This window comes from Steroidobacter flavus, from assembly GCF_042651805.1.
Classification (GTDB): domain Bacteria; phylum Pseudomonadota; class Gammaproteobacteria; order Steroidobacterales; family Steroidobacteraceae; genus Steroidobacter; species Steroidobacter flavus.
In genome coordinates this window covers 557681-575273 of sequence record NZ_JBHSDU010000003.1, presented here as the reverse complement: position 1 = coordinate 575273, position 17593 = coordinate 557681, and the positions used below count along the sequence as shown (strand labels likewise).

The 17593-nt window shown below is 62.7% G+C and carries 12 protein-coding genes; 7 read left to right on the top strand and 5 right to left on the bottom strand.

The annotated features are described in order from the left end of the window. The first annotated feature begins 69 nt into the window (after positions 1-69). On the top strand, positions 70-2256 hold the full coding sequence (locus ACFPN2_RS08020) for an FG-GAP repeat protein (RefSeq protein ID WP_380596088.1): 2187 nt from the start codon (positions 70-72) through the stop codon (positions 2254-2256). 61 nt (positions 2257-2317) lie between these two features. Here ACFPN2_RS08020 and ACFPN2_RS08015 read toward each other — a convergent pair whose 3' ends face one another. Both ACFPN2_RS08015 and ACFPN2_RS08010 read right to left on the bottom strand, forming a co-directional pair. Further along, positions 2318-2524 (bottom strand): CsbD family protein, encoded by a 207-nt coding sequence (locus ACFPN2_RS08015; protein WP_380596087.1) that lies wholly within the window; start codon positions 2522-2524, stop codon positions 2318-2320. 132 nt (positions 2525-2656) lie between these two features. After that, a complete protein-coding gene (locus ACFPN2_RS08010) occupies positions 2657-3829 on the bottom strand; it encodes an AAA family ATPase (protein WP_380596086.1) in 1173 nt (390 codons plus the stop codon). A 292-nt stretch (positions 3830-4121) separates the two neighbouring features. Between ACFPN2_RS08010 and ACFPN2_RS08005 the strand changes: the two genes are divergently transcribed. The 4 genes from ACFPN2_RS08005 (at position 4122) to gnd (ending at position 11925) form a co-directional block, all read left to right on the top strand. Beyond that, positions 4122-5870 (top strand): homoserine dehydrogenase, encoded by a 1749-nt coding sequence (locus ACFPN2_RS08005; protein WP_380596085.1) that lies wholly within the window; start codon positions 4122-4124, stop codon positions 5868-5870. 30 nt (positions 5871-5900) lie between these two features. Further along, positions 5901-7955, top strand: coding sequence for a M13 family metallopeptidase (locus ACFPN2_RS08000; protein ID WP_380596084.1), 2055 nt, complete (start codon positions 5901-5903; stop codon positions 7953-7955). Then, a complete protein-coding gene (locus ACFPN2_RS07995; RefSeq protein WP_380596083.1) occupies positions 7952-10381 on the top strand; it encodes a hypothetical protein in 2430 nt (809 codons plus the stop codon). Before ACFPN2_RS08000 ends, ACFPN2_RS07995 begins: the two co-directional genes overlap by 4 nt. 86 nt (positions 10382-10467) lie before the next feature. Then, on the top strand, positions 10468-11925 hold the full coding sequence (gnd, locus tag ACFPN2_RS07990) for a decarboxylating NADP(+)-dependent phosphogluconate dehydrogenase (RefSeq protein WP_380596082.1): 1458 nt from the start codon (positions 10468-10470) through the stop codon (positions 11923-11925). A 208-nt stretch (positions 11926-12133) separates the two neighbouring features. Here the strand turns inward: gnd and ACFPN2_RS07985 are convergent, their stop codons facing one another. Then, entirely contained in the window at positions 12134-13855 is a 1722-nt protein-coding gene (locus ACFPN2_RS07985) for a methyl-accepting chemotaxis protein (RefSeq protein ID WP_380596081.1), read from the bottom strand. Positions 13856-14044: 189 nt separating this feature from the next. Beyond that, positions 14045-15355: a hypothetical protein gene (locus ACFPN2_RS07980; protein ID WP_380596080.1), complete on the bottom strand. Its 1311-nt coding sequence runs from the start codon at positions 15353-15355 to the stop codon at positions 14045-14047. A gap of 166 nt (positions 15356-15521) precedes the next feature. On the opposite strand from ACFPN2_RS07980, the gene ACFPN2_RS07975 reads away from it, so the two are divergent. Continuing rightward, positions 15522-15941, top strand: coding sequence for a VOC family protein (locus ACFPN2_RS07975; RefSeq protein WP_380600075.1), 420 nt, complete (start codon positions 15522-15524; stop codon positions 15939-15941). 44 nt (positions 15942-15985) lie between these two features. Further along, positions 15986-16591 (top strand): ATP-dependent Clp protease proteolytic subunit, encoded by a 606-nt coding sequence (locus ACFPN2_RS07970; protein WP_380596079.1) that lies wholly within the window; start codon positions 15986-15988, stop codon positions 16589-16591. On the opposite strand, the gene ACFPN2_RS07965 is transcribed toward ACFPN2_RS07970, so the two are convergent. Continuing rightward, a complete protein-coding gene (locus ACFPN2_RS07965) occupies positions 16583-17494 on the bottom strand; it encodes a LysR family transcriptional regulator (protein ID WP_380596078.1) in 912 nt (303 codons plus the stop codon). The two genes, ACFPN2_RS07970 and ACFPN2_RS07965, sit on opposite strands and share 9 nt — an antisense overlap. Positions 17495-17593 lie beyond the last annotated feature (99 nt).

Below are 17593 nucleotides of genomic sequence, written 5' to 3'. Positions count from 1 at the left end.
TTCGACGTCGGGGTGCGCCACAGACGGCGCATTGTCGAGCAAGCACAAAGATGCTGGGGGAGACTGGCCATGCGCATCCAAGCATGTTCTCCGTCCCGATTCATTCTGGCCGCCGCGCTGACCTTACTTGGCCCAATGGCTATCGCCGGTCCCGCGGTTTATCTGGAAAAGACCCGACTCACGCCAACTGACGGTGCGCCCGCAGGTGGCTTTGGCCGCGCGGTGGCGATCGACGGCAACACTGCAGTCGTTTCGGCCAATGCGATGTCGACCATTCACGGCAGCAGTCCAGCGTTGCCTGGCGCGGCTTATGTGTTCGAACGCAACGGCGCGGGTGTCTGGCAGCAGACCGCGAAGTTGACACCCACGCCGGCGAACGATGGCGATTTGTTCGGACTGCACGTCGCGATCGATGGCGATGTCATCGCGGTAGGCGCCGCGTTTTCCCGCCGAACGTATGTGTTTGAAAAGCAGGGCGCCGCTTGGGCGCAGGCGGCGGTGCTCGGAGGAACGCTAGACCAAGGCAACGGCTTTTTCGTCGCGGTCGAGAACGGCGTCGTCGCAATCAGCCACACGTCCGAGAATGGCATGGCCTTGTACCGGCGCGGCGCGTCCGGGTGGGCGCGGATCGCCACTTATAACAACGGTACGACCGAGGGCGGTGATCAGGACTTCGGGCCGAGAGTCGACATCACCGCCAATCATGCGATCCATGGCAGCTTCGGTTCCGGTACTCAGCCTTCGGCAGCATTCATCTACACGGCGGGCAGTGGCGGCAATTGGGCGAGCCCGACCGTATCGATGGTGACGCGCTCGGCGCCGGGTGGCTCCGCCGATGGTTTTGGCTCGGCTCTCGCGATTTCGGGCAACACCACGCTGATCAGTCAGTTGGTGTATGAACGCGACGCAAGCGGTGCCTGGCTGCAAACGGGCGAAGTCTTGGGAGGTGCCGCGCTCGATGACGATGAACAAACCATCGTGGGCCTGCTCGCTCCTTATCGATTCAGCCCGTTCTATCGTCGCAGTTCGGCCGCGCCGTGGCCGCACTCCGGCGAGCTTGCAGTCAGCGATTCATCCGAGATCACTGCCGTTGCAATCAGTGCGAGTCGCGTGGTTGCCGGGGTGTATCCGGGCGCCGCTTACATTTTCGAGATACCCGAGAACGTCAATACGCCGGATCTGCAGCAGGACGATTTCCAGGATGGCGACATTCGCGGCTGGGCAACGACGCCGGGCAGTTTGTTTGCTGTCGCCAACGATGGAAGATCGCTGGTGATGCGTCAGACCAGCGTTGCGGGGAACGCGGCGGCGGCGTGGGCTCAGGGTATGACTCTCAGCCAATCGATTCAAGCCGACATCACGCCACGCGCCTTCGATGGTGCGGATCGATGGTTTGGTCTGTTCGTTCGCCAGACGGATGCAAACAACTACTATTACATCACTGCGCGTAGCGGTGGCGGTGTGCACCTGAAGAGAATGCTCGGCGGTAGGTTCACCACGCTAGGCTCGGCCTCACTGCCGGTGGCGCTGAATCGAACTCACCGCTTGCGGATCGAAGCGGTCGATGACCATGTCCGAGTGCTGGTGAACGAACGTCCCGTCATCCGCGTGCGCGATTCCGCGCTGACCCAGGGCCAGCCGGGAGTGATGATGTACAAGACGCGCGCTGACTACGACAACGTCATCATCAACACCAATCCGGCGTACATCGCATTCGCCGATAACTTCGAGGTGCTGCGCTATCCCTGGCAGACGGTCGCCGGGCAGTGGGAGCGCGTCAATCTCAACGGCTCGTGGGTCAGTCGCCAGAGCGATGTCACAGGCGGTGCGCGAGCCGTGATTCTCGGCGGTGGCACGGGCCCGCTCAGTCCGGGAACGTTTGGCGATCAAATCGTGCAAGCCAATCTGCGTGTCACACAATTCTCGGGACCGGATCGGTGGGTGGGATTGCTCGCCCGCTATCTGGACGACACGAACTATCACTATGTCACGTTGCGTAACAGTGGGGCGGTCTCCATCCGTCGGCTGGTGAATGGAAACATTCAGACCCTGGCATCCACCAGTTACCCGGTGACGGCCAATGTCACGTATCGAGTGCGGTTCGAGTCGGTCGGCACGCGGCTGCGTGCTTACATCAACGATGCTTTGTTATTGGAGGCGACGGACCCGACGTTGGTACCGCGAATCACCAGTGCGGGCGTCGGAATGTACAAGGCGGCCGCTTACTTCGATAACTTCTCGGTGCAGCAGCCGTAGCACTGACAGAGCGTCGCGCCTCGGCCCGAAACGTGGGCCGAGGCGGCGACACTCATCCAACTCATTGCCAATTATTGCGGGACTGGAATTCGCGCGCCTGGCGTTCGGCGTCATCGCGCGCCATCCCGTAACGCTCTTGCAGCTTGCCGGCCAGAATCTCGGCGTGGCCTTCCATCTGATCGATCTCGTCGTCCGTGAGCTTGCCCCACTGCTCCTTGATCTTGCCTCTGAGCTGCTTGAAATTACCGCTTGCGATGTCTCTGTTCATGCGAGTCTCCGGTGTCGTCTGGTCCGCGGTGCACGCAGGCGCCGCGCGCGTTAGTAACGACTCGGATCGTCGCAAAGTTCAACCTGTGTCTATGCTCGAGTTTAACGTGTGGGATATTTGCGGACGCGCCGCTCAACGCTCCGGCCAATGCCACGACGGGCGATCCAGCAGGCCTTGATCTTTCACCTGGGTCTCGCCGAAATCCTTACTCAGTTGCAGGGCGTTGCAACGGGGGTCTTCTTGAAGCGCCGATAACAGTCGAGACGAGTGCGACACGACCCACACTTGAGTCGAGCGGCTGGCCGCGATGATCAGGCGGGCGAGTGCCGGCAACAGATCGGGATGCAGGCTGGTTTCGGGCTCGTTCAACACCATCAGTTGCGGTGGGCGCGATGTGAGCAGGGCTGCGATCCATAGCAAATATCGCAGCGTGCCGTCGGAGAGTTCCGCGGCGCTCAAAGGTCGCAACAGGCCGTGCTGATGAAATTCCACCGTGAATGCATTGCCGACCTGAGCGATGTCAATCGACGCACCGGGAAAGGCGTCCTCGATGGCCTGGTTCAATTGGGTGATGTCGCCGATCTCGCGAATCGTTTGCAGGGCGGCCGCGAGGTCATGGCCGTTATGACTCAGCACCGGCGTGCGCGTGCCGAGTTGCGGCTGGCGAATGGGCGAGTCGGCGTCGGTGCGAAGATGATCGTAAAAACGCCACGAGCGGATCTGTTCGCGCACGGTGAGAACTTCCGGTGCGCGCTCGGCATCGAGCACTTGAGTGAGCATGCTGTCGAATGTTGCGAGGTTCGACGTGACGATGCGCCATTCGCCGCGCGCGTCGCGTGTGCGAACCACTGCGCCTCGGCGGTCAACGAGTAACGCCGCCGGTCGGAATACCGCGCCGGCCCAGATGCACTCACGCTTGATCTCAGGATCGAGTGCGAACATGGAGGGATTGTCCTTGGGCTTGCTATGGACGCCGAGATCGATGGTGTAGCTGTAGTCAGGGGACGCGAAGCCCAGTCGCAGGCTCACCGGCTCGCGGCGCGGCCCGCCTTGCACCGGATGCTCGCCCCGCCGCACCGAAGCGGCAATCGTTTCCGGCCCGGCCCAGAGCGTCGATGACAGTCCGCCCTCGCGCGCCAGCGAGGAGATGACGTTGCCTTGGGCGGTATCGGAGAGCAGTCGCAGCGTGCGGTAGAGGTTGGACTTGCCGGTGCCGTTCTCGCCGCTGACGATGTTCAATTCGGTCAAAGGCACGATCACCGAGCGCAGCGAGCGGTAGTTGGCGATGGCCAGCGTGGTCAGCATAAGGTCCCTGTCCCTTCAACGACTTGGCCGATTTTACCCAGGTCACAGTTTGGGCTGCTTGCCCTCCGGATTTCTTGACAGTCCGGGGGCCAGCCTTTAGCGTTCGTCCTGCGCCGATTTGAGTTCAGCTTGCGGGCGCGTAAGAAATACGGCTAAAGCGAAGCAAACCCTGCTTGAGCTTTGGCGAGCGGGTTTTTTTATGCCTGCTTGCCGGACCCTTTCCCCGGTCGCCGTCTCTTTCCCGCCAGCGCCCTCGTCGACGCCGTATCAACGAATAAGGCCGGAGAGTGGCGTGAATCCTTCCATTGTCGTGCTCAAGTTTGGCAGCTCGGTGTTACAGACCGAGGCGGATCTGCCGCAAGCGATCGATGAGATCTACCGTGAGTGGCGCGCCGGCCGGCAAGTCATCGCGGTCGTTTCCGCCTTTGCGGGGGAGACGGATCGGCGCTTCGCGCAGACGCGAGCGGTGACCAACGATTTGCACGAGCAAGCGGCCTGGGTCGCGGGCGGCGAAGAAGAGTCCGGTACGAAGTTGGCCGCGGCACTGGTGGCGAACGGTGTGTCGGCACGTTACGTCGATGCGCGCGAAGCGGGCTTGCGGGCGCATGGCGAACCGCACGAGTCGACGCCCGTCTCGTTGAACACCAGTTACCTGCGCGAGCACTTGCGCGATCACGCAGTGCTGGTCGTCCCGGGCTTCATCGCGCAAGACATTCAAGGCCGCACGGTATTGCTCGGCCGCGGCGGTTCGGATCTCACGGCATTGTTCCTCGCCAAGAATCTCGAAGCGCGCTGTCGACTCTTGAAAGATGTCGATGGGGTGTATGAGAGCGATCCGGCGGTCGTCGAGAATCACGCACAGAGATTCAATCGGTTGAGCTGGCGCACGGCGCTGGAGATCGGTGGACGAATCATTCAGCCGCGCGCTTTGCAGTTCGCGCAGTCGCATGGCCAAACGTTTGAAGTGGCCTGCGTCGGCGCCAATTTATTCACGCTGGTCGATCACGGTCCCGACGAGATCGCGACTGTGCTTCATGAAAACATTCAACCGTTGCGCGTCGTGCTGTTGGGGCTGGGTACGGTCGGGCTCGGCGTCTATGCGCATCTGATCCGTCGGCCCGATCTGTTCGAGGTCGTGCGGGTCGTGGTCAGAGACCTGGACAAGCCCCGTCGCATCGACGAGGCGAATCTCGAAGTGCCGAAAGCGCTGCTGTCGACCGACGCCTGGGCCGCGGTCACGGAGCCTGCGGATCTGGTCATCGAAACCATCGGCGGTCTCGAGCCGGCGGGTGAAATCGTACATGCCGCGTTGTTGCGCGGTCGGGCGGTGGTCACGGCGAACAAGGCGCTGATTGCTTCCCGCTGGTGGGAGAAGCTGTCGCGTTTCGCCGCAGGCAAGCAGCCGCTCCTGAAGTTCGGTGCGGCGGTCGGCGGGGCGGTGCCGGTGCTGGAGACGATCAATGCATTGGCTCGTCAATCGGGCGTCGTGCAGGTCCGGGCCATTCTCAACGGTACGTGCAACTTCATACTCGACGCGTTGGAGCAGCGGATAGACTTCGACACAGCGGTCGCGAGCGCGCAGGCCAACGGTTTCGCCGAAGCCGATCCGCACGACGATCTGGTGGGACTGGATGCTGCGCGTAAACTGGAATTGATCGCGCGGGCCGCGTTTGGCGAAGCTTCGCACTTCGAGCTGAATGTGCGCGGCATCGTCGGCGTCACGGCCAGTCAGGCCGCGCTGGTTCGCGAGGAAGGGTTGAGTTTGAAGCTGGTCGGCAGCTGCGAGCGAAGTGAAGGGCATGTGCGCGGTGTAGTGAAACTCCACGAGCTGGCCGAGAGCGATTTCCTCGCCGGCGCCCGGGCGGAACAGAATCGCGCCGAGATCGTGGCAGGAAATGGCCAGGTAGTGCGTCTGGCGGGGAAGGGCGCGGGTCGTTGGCCGACCGCACTTTCCATCCTGGGCGATGTCCATGAATACTTGCGGGGCAGGCGCATTACCAACCAGGACGAGCAGGTGCAGCCTGCGGTGGTGAATGCATGATGGATAACTCTGACAGGAACCTGGAAGGGCATGAAAAAATCGTTGCTGCTGATCGCGGCGCTGGCGCTGCAGTCTGGTTGTGCCAAAGAAGCACCGAAAGAGGTCGCCAAAGCGGATGCGCCGCCCGCGGCCAAGGCTGAATTAGGAGACTTCGGCTTGGATCTGACTGCCGGCAATCCTCAGGTCAAGCCCGGCGACGATTTCTTCGCCTACGCCAGCGGCAAGTGGTACGACACGGTCGAGATTCCGCCGGATCGCTCTTCCTACGGCCCGTTCCACAAGCTCAACGACCTGTCCGAAGAACGGGTCAAAACCCTGATCGAGAAAGCCGCGCAGTCCAAGCCCGCGGCCGGCACGCCGGAGCAGAAGGTCGGCGATTATTTCGCCAGCTTCATGGATGAAGCGGGCATCGAGGCCAAAGGCCTCACGCCCATCGAGGCGGAGCTGGCGCGCATCCAGGCCGCCAAGACCAAGAAAGACATCGCGACGTTGTTCGGTCTGCCGGGTTACATGTCCACGTTCGGCGTGGGCATTTCGCCGGACATGAAAAATCCCAGCGTCTATTCCATCGAGATCGGCCAGAGCGGACTGGGCCTGCCGGATCGCGACTACTATCTGAAGGACGACGCCAAGCTCAAGGAACATCGCGCCAAGTACGTTGCATACATCGAGCAGATGCTGACGCTCGGCGGCGTGCAGGACTCGGCGAAGAAGGCAAAGGGCATCATGGACTTCGAAACGGCGCTGGCCAAAGTGCAGTGGCCGTTGGAGAAGCGTCGTGATGCCGAGGCGAACTACAACCCGCGCACCAAGGCGCAGCTGGTTGCATACGCGCCGGGCTTCGATTGGCAGGCGTTCTTCGACGCCTCCGATGTCGGTGCGCGCGAGAACTTCGTGCTCGGGCCGCTCACCGCGATCCGTGACAGCGCGAAGGTGTTCGACAAAGCCTCGGTGGACACGCTGAAGGATTACCTCACGTTCCATCTGCTGCGCTCGAATGCGTCGTTCCTGCCGAAACGTTTCGATGAAGCGAACTTTGCGTTTTATGGACAGCAGCTGCGCGGTCAGCCGCAACAGCGCGAGCGTTGGAAGCGCGGCGTCGCGCTGACCAGCGACGGTCTGGGCGAACTGGTGGGCCAGGTCTACGTGAAGGAATATTTCCCGCCCGAGTCCAAGGCCAAGATGGAAGTGCTGGTCGGCAACCTGCGCGCGGCCTTGAAGGAGCGGCTGGCGACGCTGAGCTGGATGAGCGAGGACACGCGCAAGCGTGCCGAGGAGAAGCTCAATACGTTCGTCGCGAAGATCGGCTATCCCGACAAGTGGAAGGATTACTCGGCGCTCGAAGTGAAGCGTGACGATGTCGTCGGCAATGTGCGCCGGGCGTCGCTGTGGGATTGGAACCGTCAGGTGGCGCGGCTGGATCAGCCGGTGGATCGCGACGAATGGTTCATGAACGTCACCGACATCAACGCGTATTACAACCCGCTCAACAACGAGATCGTGTTCCCGGCCGCGATTCTGCAGCCGCCGTTCTTCGATCCGGCCGCCGACGACGCGGTCAATTACGGTGGCATCGGTGCGGTCATCGGTCACGAGATCGGTCACGGCTTCGACGATCAAGGCCGCAAGTTCGCGCCGGACGGCAGCCTGACCGACTGGTGGACCAAGGCCGATGCCGATGCGTTCGGCGCCAAGACCAAGGTGCTGGTCGATCAGTATTCGTCGTTCGACGCGTTGCCGGGCTTGAAGGTCAATGGCGCCACATCGCTGGGCGAGAACATTGGCGACCTCGGCGGCCTCAACATGGCTTACGAGGCGTATCACAACACGCTGGAGGGCAAGCCTGCGCCAGTGATCGATGGATTGACGGGCGATCAGCGCTTCTTCCTGTCCTGGGCACAGGTGTGGCGGACCAAGATCCGCGACGAGGCGCTGCGCGCACAGGTGCTGTCCGATCCGCACGCTCCGCCATATTTCCGAGTGAACGGCGCTGTGCGTAACATGGACGAATGGTATGCCGCATTCGACGTGAAGCCCGGCGAGAAGTTGTTCCTGCCGCCGGACCAGCGAGTAAAAATCTGGTGAGCTCCCGCCGGGCCTGGCTCGTGGCCATGCTCGGCGTCGCCACGCTATCGGGCTGCGGTAAACCGCCGCCCGAGCCGCCACCGGCACCCCCGCCGCTCAGTAAACAAGGGCTGTCGCTGTCTTCCTGGAAGGCAGCGAGCCCCGATCTGCACGACCGTTTGTTACTCGCCCACGCGGTCGCGAAGGGCGATACCGAGGCCATGGTCATGGTGGCCACGGAAATCGGAAAGACAGCCGAGGTCGCGGCTGCTATCGCTGCGCTCGGCGGCGACATTCAAACGCGTTTCGACGAGGTGGGCTACCTGCGCGCACGCCTGGCGCTGGATCGTTTTGCCGAAGTCGGTGCGCTACCGAATGTATTGATGGCGCATCTGGATGGCGGTGGCGCGCACGGGTTGTACGAGAACGATCGCGATCTCGTGCGCTATCCATTGACCGAAACACCGCCAACCATCGACCGCCCATCGCCCGATTTGACCGATACGCTGCTCGGTGCGGACGTCGGCTCTCTGTCCTCCTCGCTCGCCATCGAGATCGAATCGTTATTGACCGCCGCGGCCAGCGGTGAAAACAAAGTCATGGCTCGCGATGACGACGGCGGCCGATTCCCGGGCGGCGGTCTCGATCTGTTCGCACTGATCGCCAATCGCGCGTTCGAAGTCCACAGCACGCCGCTGTTGTTTGCCGCCGGTGCCTTCGGGCGATTCGAAAGCGTGACCGGGGCGTCGAGCGGACGGCGAGTGATTTCTGTGGGCGAGTTTGCAAACGAGCGGATTCCGGAGGTCGCATCGCTGGGTCCGTCCGCGGATGGCGGCGCTAAGCCCGATCTGCTCGCGCCCGGCGGCTTCGCACACGCCGCTAGCGAAACCGACGCGTTGATCGCCGCCGCGCGAGCAGCGATTCTTCCCGCCGATGCGCGTCACATTGCTTGGGCGCTTCGCATGAGTGCGCGAAGAGTCGAAGGTCTTCAGGCGCACGAGCAAGGCTTTGGTGTCATCGATCCGGCGCGTGCGCTCGAGTTGTTGAAACAGCTTCGCGATCGAAAGCTGGACTTGCCGGATATTCAGACGCGGGCACCGGTGAAAACTTATCTATCGCGGTTCCTGCCGGAGCCCGGCGTGGGTCAGGGGTTGTATGAGCGCGAGGGCTGGCTGGTGCGCCAGAAGGATACGCGCAAGATCACGTTGCTGCGTCAGAGCGGGGCGGCCACGCCGCTGGTGTACTCGCTGCAGTGGCAGGGCAACGATGGAACCTTCAAGACGACGGACGCTGAAGTCTCATTGCCCTTCAACGAAGCGGTCGACGTTCCGGTCGAGATCGCGGCTTCGGCGGCCGGCGTTCACAGCGCGCATTTGTATCTGATCGACAAGGCGAGCGGGTTGCCGGTGCATGCGCTCATGACGACGATCGTCGCGGCGGAGCCGTTCACAGCTTCGAACAACTATCGGGTCGAGCAACGTGAGCAGTCGTTGCCTGGCGCGGCGGCGAAGCGGTATTTCCTGGATGTGCCGCCGAATATTTCTTCGCTGCGCCTGGAGGCCGGGGTCGGTGCTGGACAAATGCAGGTGATGCTGACGGGCGGCGCGCTCGATCTGCCGCCGTCGAAGGTGATTGCGTCGAAACAGCCGGCCATGTTGCTCGTACCGTATCCGCCGCCTGGTGTGTATGAGGTCACGGTGCTGCCGACGAATGCCGGCGCGAAAGAGGTGCGCGTGACTGCTTCGATTCGCTATGTCGACTCGCAGTTGGACGAGAAGCCCTCGGCCAACAATGGCAACACGATTTGGTTGAACAACATTTACGCACCTTTGCAGCGGAGTGAAGTCATCGCCGAAGTCGGCGCGCGTCGGTCGCTGAAGGATGTGGGCGGGCCCAGCGGCATGCGTGCTTACAACGTTTCGGTGGAGCCCGGCAGTACGACGTTGCGAGTCGCGGCGTCACCGCCGGATGGTCGGACTCGGATCGGTCTGTATTTGTATGACTGCGTCACCGGCACTTGTAAATTGTGGGGTAGTGAAGTCTTCACGCGACCGGTCAATAAGACGCTGGTCGTGCCCACGCCGCGCGCCGGATTGTGGCGAGTCGTCGTCGATGCCACGGCGCCGGGCACGGCATTCGAGTACACACAGATCGTGACGCATCCTCGCTTCGGCAGCGGCACGGTCGCCGGCGAGAATACGGAGCGTCGCACGGGCGCGCGTTGGAACCAGAAGGTGAGCTTTCAAGTGAGCGCAGCGCCGCCGTTCGGGCACGACCTCGTCGGTCTGATGGACGTCATCGACCCGATCAGCGAGTCCGACGAGCGCGCCGCGCCGTTCAACGATTGGCGGGCGACCGGCGACGCGCGCAATCAGCCGCTGCGCCCGTTGCGACTGACGACCCAGGTGATGCGGCTGGATGTAAGGGGTACGCCCTCCGGATCGTGAATTGATGAACCAAAGTGCGCACGTCCATTCCTGGTGTTGCACCCTCAAGTCTCGTATAACCGGGCTGCACGCGGTTGGAGGATATGATGAGCACTGAATTCGCAGATGTCGGTTTGATCGGGCTCGCGGTCATGGGCGAGAACCTGGCGCTCAACATGGAGAGTCGGGGCTTTCGTGTCGCTGTTTTCAATCGTACGACGTCACGCGTCGATGATTTCATCCAGGGGCGGGCCAAGGGCAAACGCTTCATCGGCGCGCATGACTTGAAGGAATTCGTCGGGTCTTTGCAGAAGCCGCGCAAGATTGTGATGCTGGTGAAAGCCGGCGCCGCGGTCGATCAGCTCATCGATCAGTTACTGCCCCTGCTCGAGCCGGGCGACATTCTCATCGACGGCGGCAACAGCCTGTTCACGGACACCATCCGTCGCACCAAACGAGTCGAAGAAAGCGGCATGCTGTTCGTCGGCTCCGGCGTGTCCGGCGGCGAGGAGGGCGCGTTGAACGGGCCTTCGCTGATGCCGGGCGGCAGCGTCGCCGCGTGGCCGCACATCAAACCGATTTTTCAGGCGATCGCCGCGCGCACGCCGGACGGCGAGCCGTGTTGCGACTGGATGGGAGAGAACGGCGCCGGTCATTTCGTGAAGATGGTCCATAACGGTATCGAGTACGGCGACATCCAGCTCATCGGCGAGACCTACGATGTGATGAAGCGCGTGCTGGGCATGAGCAATGCCGAGATGCACGACGTGTTCGCCGAATGGAACAGCGCCGAGCTGGACAGTTATCTGATCGAGATCACGCGCGACATCCTCGGCTTCGTCGATAAGAACGGCGAAGCGACGGTCGACAAGATCCTCGATGCCGCCGGTCAGAAGGGCACGGGCAAGTGGACGGTGATCGAGGCGCTGGATGAAGGCACGCCGCTCACATTGATCAGCGAAGCGGTGTTTGCTCGCGCGTTGTCGGCCGGGAAGGAAGAGCGCGTGCAGGCGTCGAAGCAGCTCAAGCCGGTGGTGAGCGAGTTCAAGGGCGAGCGCAAACAGCTCATCGACGATCTGCGACAGGCGCTGTATGCGTCGAAGATTATCAGCTACGCGCAGGGATATCAGCTGATGCGCGCGGCCGCGAAGACTTACCAGTGGAATCTGAACTATGGCGGCATCGCGCTGGTCTGGCGGGCGGGCTGCATCATCCGCTCGGCATTTCTGGGCGACATCAAAAAGGCGTTCGAGCGCGATCCGCAGCTGGTCAATCTGCTCCTCGATCCGTTCTTCCGGGATGCGGTGTCGACGCGCCAGGCCGGCTGGCGGCGGGCCATCGTCGCGGCGGTTCAGAGCGGCATTCCCGTGCCGTGCATGAGTGCCGCTTTGTCGTATTTCGACGGGTATCGAGCCGAGCGGCTGCCGGCGAATCTGTTGCAAGCCCAGCGGGATTTCTTCGGCGCGCACACTTACGAGCGCATCGATCAACCGCGCGGACAGTTCTTCCACACGGACTGGACGGGACACGGCGGCGCTACCACGTCACGTTCATATAGCGCCTGATCCGACGCGCGAGTTGCTTGCCAGTCATCGAAAAAAATACGGCGAGCGATATGAGTTGAATATCGCTCGCCGATCAGACAGGGTGCCGGTGCCACTTCTCTCAAGTGGTGTGGAGAACACCGCCGGCAACGGATCTGCTGGGTGTCGGCGCGCCGCGGACTACAAAGCTCGTGACGGTGAGCTTTGACTCCGCGGCGTCCGTTATTTCTTAGAACTCCTGCCAGCTCGAATCGTCACCGCTTGCCTTGGCCATGGGCGCCGGGCGTGCAGCGGGGCGGCTCACCGGCTTCGAGGCCTTACGAGCCGGCATCGTGCGCACGGCCGCACGCGGCGCCGAAGAAACATTCGAGCTGAACGACACGGGCGCCGCGGCCTGATGATGGCTGCCGGCCGTCGAGAAGAACGACATCTTGTCGACCAGCACCTGCGCCTGCTGTTCCATCGCCTTGCTCGCCGCCGCGGCTTCTTCAACCAGCGCCGCGTTCTGCTGAGTGGTCGTGTCCATCTGCGTGATCGCAGTGTTCACCTGATCGATTCCGCTGGCTTGTTCTTCGCTGGCGGCCGAGATTTCGGCGACGATGTCGGCGACGCGCTTCACGCTCGCCACGATCTCATGCAGCGATTTGCCCGACTCGTCGACCAGCGCGGTGCCGGCCTGCACCTTGGCGACCGAGTCGTTGATCAGATCTTTGATCTCCTTGGCGGCCGTGGCACTACGCTGCGCAAGGTTACGCACTTCGCTGGCGACGACCGCGAAGCCGCGACCCTGTTCGCCGGCACGCGCCGCTTCCACCGCCGCGTTCAACGCGAGCAGATTCGTTTGGAACGCGATCTCGTCGATCACGTCGATGATGTCGGCGATGCGCTTGCTCGACGCGCTGATTTCGCCCATCGCACCGACCGCGCGGCCCACGACGGCACCGCCACGATCCGCCTGATCGCGCGCACCGGTGGCGAGCTGGCTCGCCTGACGGGCGTTATCGGCGTTCTGCTTCACGGTCGCGGTCATCTCTTCCATCGAAGACGCGGTCTCTTCGAGCGCCGACGCCTGTTCCTGCGTACGCTGGCTCAGGTCGTCGTTACCGCTGGAGATCTGACGAGCTGCCGAGCCGACGGAGTCGGCACCGAGGCGCACTGTGCCCACGATGTCACTCAGCTTGTTGTCCATGTCCTGCATGGCGCGCAGCAGGCGACCGAACTCGTCCTTCGATGCGATCTCGATCTGATTGCCGAGCTTGCCGCCGGCGATGCGCTCGGCCGTGGCAACCGCGGCGTTGAGCGAAGTCATCATCGAGCGGATCAGCATCATGCCGAGCACGGCGGCGATCGCACCGGCCATCAACATCGATGCCCATGAAATCATCGTAGCCTTGCTGTACGCGGCACCGTTGGCCGTATTCGCTTCATCGCCGAGTCGATCCTGAATTTCCGCCAGCTTGTCGGCGGCGCTCAGTAGCGCGACGACCTTCGGGCGCATTTCCTGCACGCGCAACGTGCGCGCTTCTTCAAGCGCGCCCGCGTCGAGCTTAGCGACCACGGCGTCGCGGACGGCACGGTACTCTTCGCCCTTCTGGTGGAAGTCATCGGCGAGGGAAGTTTCTTCCTGCTCGGACGGCAGCGCTTTGTACTTCTCCCACAGCTCGTCGATGATTTTGGAATTGCGTTCCTGGACGCTGCGGTAATCGGCAATCAGCTGCGCGTTGCCGTTCATCAGCGCGAGATCGAGCGCGCGAATGTTGTCACGGCGCAGAGCGGCAATCTTGTTGACCAGGGCAGCGGACTGGAACTGATTGCTGTACAGCTCATCCATGCGCATGTTGGACTGCTTCAAACCATTCAAGCCCAACAGGCCCACGCAGAACATGGCCAGCGCCAGCAGGCTCAGCGTCATGGTCAGACGCGCCTTGACGCTCAGATCGGACATACTCATCTTCAACTCCTCGACACGAATGCGATGCCACGAAACCGTGGCGCTACGAGGACTCGCATCGGCCTGCTTTGCACCATCTGAACGCAGGGTCTGCAGATTCAGGAAGCACCTGATCCACATAGGGCGAATCGCCTGTCGTCGCAGGGGTTTTGTCTCGGAGAGTTCCTAGGGAGAAGTCTTAGCCGCGGGCTATTGCCGATTCAACGGCTGACTGGTCGGCGGCGGGCGCAGGCGATCGCGCTTCTGGCCGAATTGCATTTCAATCGCAATGCCGATTTCGGGGCTGGCTTCCCGCTCTTCGACCAGCCGGCGGCGCGGCCAGGAGACGCCGCCGCGTAATTCCAGGATCAGCCATTCGGGCGTGAGCTGACGGCGCATGATCAAGCGCAGGGCGGTGCGCGTCATCGGCACTTCGTTGTCGGTCTCGCCCTCGACATGCGCCTGGTACGCAAGGCCCGTGCGCTGGCCGATGCTCTGAAACAGAGTCAGCTGCGAGTACCACTCCAGGCCGATCGTTTCTTCGGTGAACTTGCCGAGGTTGCTCCAGCGCAGGAGGAAACGATCCGAGATCACCCGATCGAAATTGATGCGCGTGGTGGTGCCGAAGCCTTCGGTGTTTTGCCAGAACACAGTTTCGCGGGCGCTGAACACATAGCGCTCGGCGAAGGTGCGGACGATTTCATAACGGGCCCGCGCGTACGGATCGAGCGGCAGGTCGATGCGCACGCCGACGCCTGCATCGAAATCGTTGCCGGTGCGCTCGGGGCTGGAATAACCCAGGCCGACCAGCACGCTTTCATCTTCGAGCGTGCCGAACTGACGCGTCGGCAACGCGTCGAAGTCGCCTTCGGTGTCGCTGATGTAGTCGTCCTGGCCGACGCGGCCGGCGAACGCGGAAATACGGCTGTCCCATTGCGGTAATTGCAGGCGGGCTCGAAACCGCAGTCGCGGATCGAAGCCGTCGTAGTCGCTCCACAGGCCGCCGGCGGTCACGGTGCCGTAGGTGGCGTGATATTCGTCGCGATAAATCTGATCGCCGAACAAGCCATCCAGCCACGCGGACGATGCGCAAGCGGTCACTGTGAGTGTCCGGCGCACGCGTTGTAGGACCCCTTGCTCCGCCGGTTGCGCGCAGATTTCCATCGGGCTGGTGTCGTCGCTCTTCTGTTCCGGCGCCGGCGGGCCCTCGTCCCCGGGCTCCTTGGTTTCAGGTTCGCGCTCCAGCGTGCGCGGATCGCCCTCGTTCTGTTGAAGCACGGGATCGCGCAACGGGCCCTGATTCACATCCTTGGGATTGACGACCTCGGGCTTGTCGCCCGGTTGCTCCGGCTGTTCCGGTGCGTCATCCGCCACTTCCGGCGCGGGCTGAACTGGTTCAGTCTGCGGCGGGGACGGCGGCGGCTCCGCGCCGGGCTCGGGAGTTTGCGCAACGGCCTGCGAGCTTCGGGCCACGGCCCAAAGCAGCGCAATCGCTACTGCCAGGCTAGGAAGTCGCGGCATGTAGCGCTTTCGAGCAGTTCCGAAGGATGGCGCATCCGCACCCATATGTCCTGTTTTTGCCGGTAGCCTCGGGGAAATCAACGCAATCGCGTTGCCGGAGTTCCTTTCCGCCCCGCGGCTGTCGTTTATGATGGCCGACCTTGTTGTGTCGTCGAGGGTATCGCCCATGAGGTATCTGCACACTATGGTGCGCGTCACGGATCTGACCGCTTCCTTGAGTTTTTACTGCGAGGCGCTGGGATTGCGCGAGATTCGCCGGATCGACAACGAAAAAGGCCGCTTCACGCTGGTGTTCCTGGCGGCGCCCGGGGACGAGCACGCTCAAGTCGAGCTGACCTTCAACTGGGACCCGGAAAAGTACGGAATCGGGCGCGCATTCGGTCATCTTGCGTATGAAGTCGACGACATCTACGCGGCCTGCCAGCGTCTGATCGATCATGGCGTCACCATCAACCGCCCGCCGCGCGACGGCCGCATGGCGTTCGTCCGTTCGCCTGACAATATCTCGGTCGAGTTATTGCAGCGGGGCGGCTCGCTCGAGCCGCGCGAGCCCTGGAAGTCCATGGCCAACACCGGCGAATGGTAGAATCCGCGTCCGCCCCAGACTGAGTGCTCCAAGGAGTGTGTTCCATGTCCGCCCCGATTTTTAACGCCGAGCGTGAAGAGAAGCAGCCCGAGAAGGCCGACCGTCCGGAGACATTGGCGGAGCAGCTGTCGTTCAAGTCGCGTTTCGTGCTGGTGTTCGGCGAGATCAATCACACGGTCGCGCGTGGCGTATGCGAAAGGTTGATCGCGTTGTCGCAGCAATCGGATGCACCGATCCGCGTGCTGATCTCCTCGCCGGGCGGGCACGTCGAGTCCGGCGACGCCATTCACGACATGATTCGTTTCATCAATGCGCCGGTCATCACCATCGGCACGGGCTGGGTGGCCAGCGCCGGCACGCACATTTTCCTGGCGGCGGAAAAGCAGAACCGCGTGTGTCTGCCGAACACGCGCTTCATGATCCATCAGCCGGCCGGCGGCGCCGGCGGCCCGGCCGCCGACATCGCGATTCAGGCCAAGGAAATCCTGCGCACGCGCGAGCGCATCGGTCGCACCATCGCGAAACAGACCGGTCGGCCGTATGAGAAGGTCGCCGTCGACCTGGAACGTGACTTCTGGATGAGCGCCAACGAAGCCATCGACTACGGCATCGTGTCGCGCGTGGTGGAGTCGTACAAAGATCTAGCCTGATCTGTCCGCGAGGCAACCTTTCACCTGCGCCCGGAACCATTGCGAGGCCGGGTCTTCGTCGACGTTGGAGTGCCAGTACAGGAAGGACTCCAACGGCGGCACTTCGACGGGGAAGGGCAGCAGCTGATTGTCGGTGGAGCGGTTGACGATCAACGCCTGGCTACGAGTCATCGTAGCCAGCAGCTCCGAGCGACTGACCACCTGGCTCGCGGCTGCATGATCCTGACAGCGCATCTTGATGTGCCGGGATAATCCCAAGCGCGCCAGCGCACCGTCTTCATAACCGCCTCCCCGGCGGCGCCCCGTGATCAGAATGTGCGACAGGGCGGTATAAGTCTCGAGGTCCAGCTTCCCCTGCACGACCGGATGATCGGCACGGGCCAGCACGACCAGCGGCTCGGCGCCGATGCGCTCGCGTCGCACGTCGTTCGATAACGGCAAAGCCACGTCGATCGCCAGATCGATCTCGCCACTCTGCAGATCTTCCTCGAGATCGCGACGATCGATGCGCACCGAGGCGATGTCGATGTGCGAGGCTTCGGTCCCGATGCGGTTCATCAGCGCGGGCAGGAACGTCAGCTCGTGCGACTCGCGAGCGGCAATGGTGAAGCAGCGTTGCGCGGTGCCGGGCTCGAAGTGTCCGACGCGCTGGAGCATTTGCTCCAGATTGCCCAGGGAGCTGGCAATGCTGTCGGCCAGCGAACGGGCCAGCGGTGTCGGGATCATCTCGTGACCCCGCCGCTCGAACAGCGGATCGTTCAGCAACTCGCGCAACCGCCCCAGCGCATGGCTGACCGCCGGCTGCGACAGATGCAGCCGCCGGCTGGCGGGCGTGATGCCGCCTTCGCGGTAGATCGCGTCGAAGACGGTGAACAGATTGAGATCGATCCTGGACAGCTGCATGGGGGCCTCCAGCGCCCGTCGTCCCGCCGTATTGTATGCATAGCGCCGATGGGGCCGCATTCAGACAATGCATTGGCGTCCGGGCCGGGCGAGACGGCA

Coding starts and splice junctions, on each gene's coding strand:
- ACFPN2_RS08020 (WP_380596088.1), top strand. CDS start 70: ATGCGCATCCAAGCATGTTCTCCGTCCCGATTCATTCTGGCCGCCGCG.
- ACFPN2_RS08015 (WP_380596087.1), bottom strand. CDS start 2,524: ATGAACAGAGACATCGCAAGCGGTAATTTCAAGCAGCTCAGAGGCAAG.
- ACFPN2_RS08010 (WP_380596086.1), bottom strand. CDS start 3,829: ATGCTGACCACGCTGGCCATCGCCAACTACCGCTCGCTGCGCTCGGTG.
- ACFPN2_RS08000 (WP_380596084.1), top strand. CDS start 5,901: ATGAAAAAATCGTTGCTGCTGATCGCGGCGCTGGCGCTGCAGTCTGGT.
- gnd (WP_380596082.1), top strand. CDS start 10,468: ATGAGCACTGAATTCGCAGATGTCGGTTTGATCGGGCTCGCGGTCATG.
- ACFPN2_RS07985 (WP_380596081.1), bottom strand. CDS start 13,855: ATGAGTATGTCCGATCTGAGCGTCAAGGCGCGTCTGACCATGACGCTG.
- ACFPN2_RS07980 (WP_380596080.1), bottom strand. CDS start 15,355: ATGCCGCGACTTCCTAGCCTGGCAGTAGCGATTGCGCTGCTTTGGGCC.
- ACFPN2_RS07975 (WP_380600075.1), top strand. CDS start 15,522: ATGAGGTATCTGCACACTATGGTGCGCGTCACGGATCTGACCGCTTCC.
- ACFPN2_RS07970 (WP_380596079.1), top strand. CDS start 15,986: ATGTCCGCCCCGATTTTTAACGCCGAGCGTGAAGAGAAGCAGCCCGAG.
- ACFPN2_RS07965 (WP_380596078.1), bottom strand. CDS start 17,494: ATGCAGCTGTCCAGGATCGATCTCAATCTGTTCACCGTCTTCGACGCG.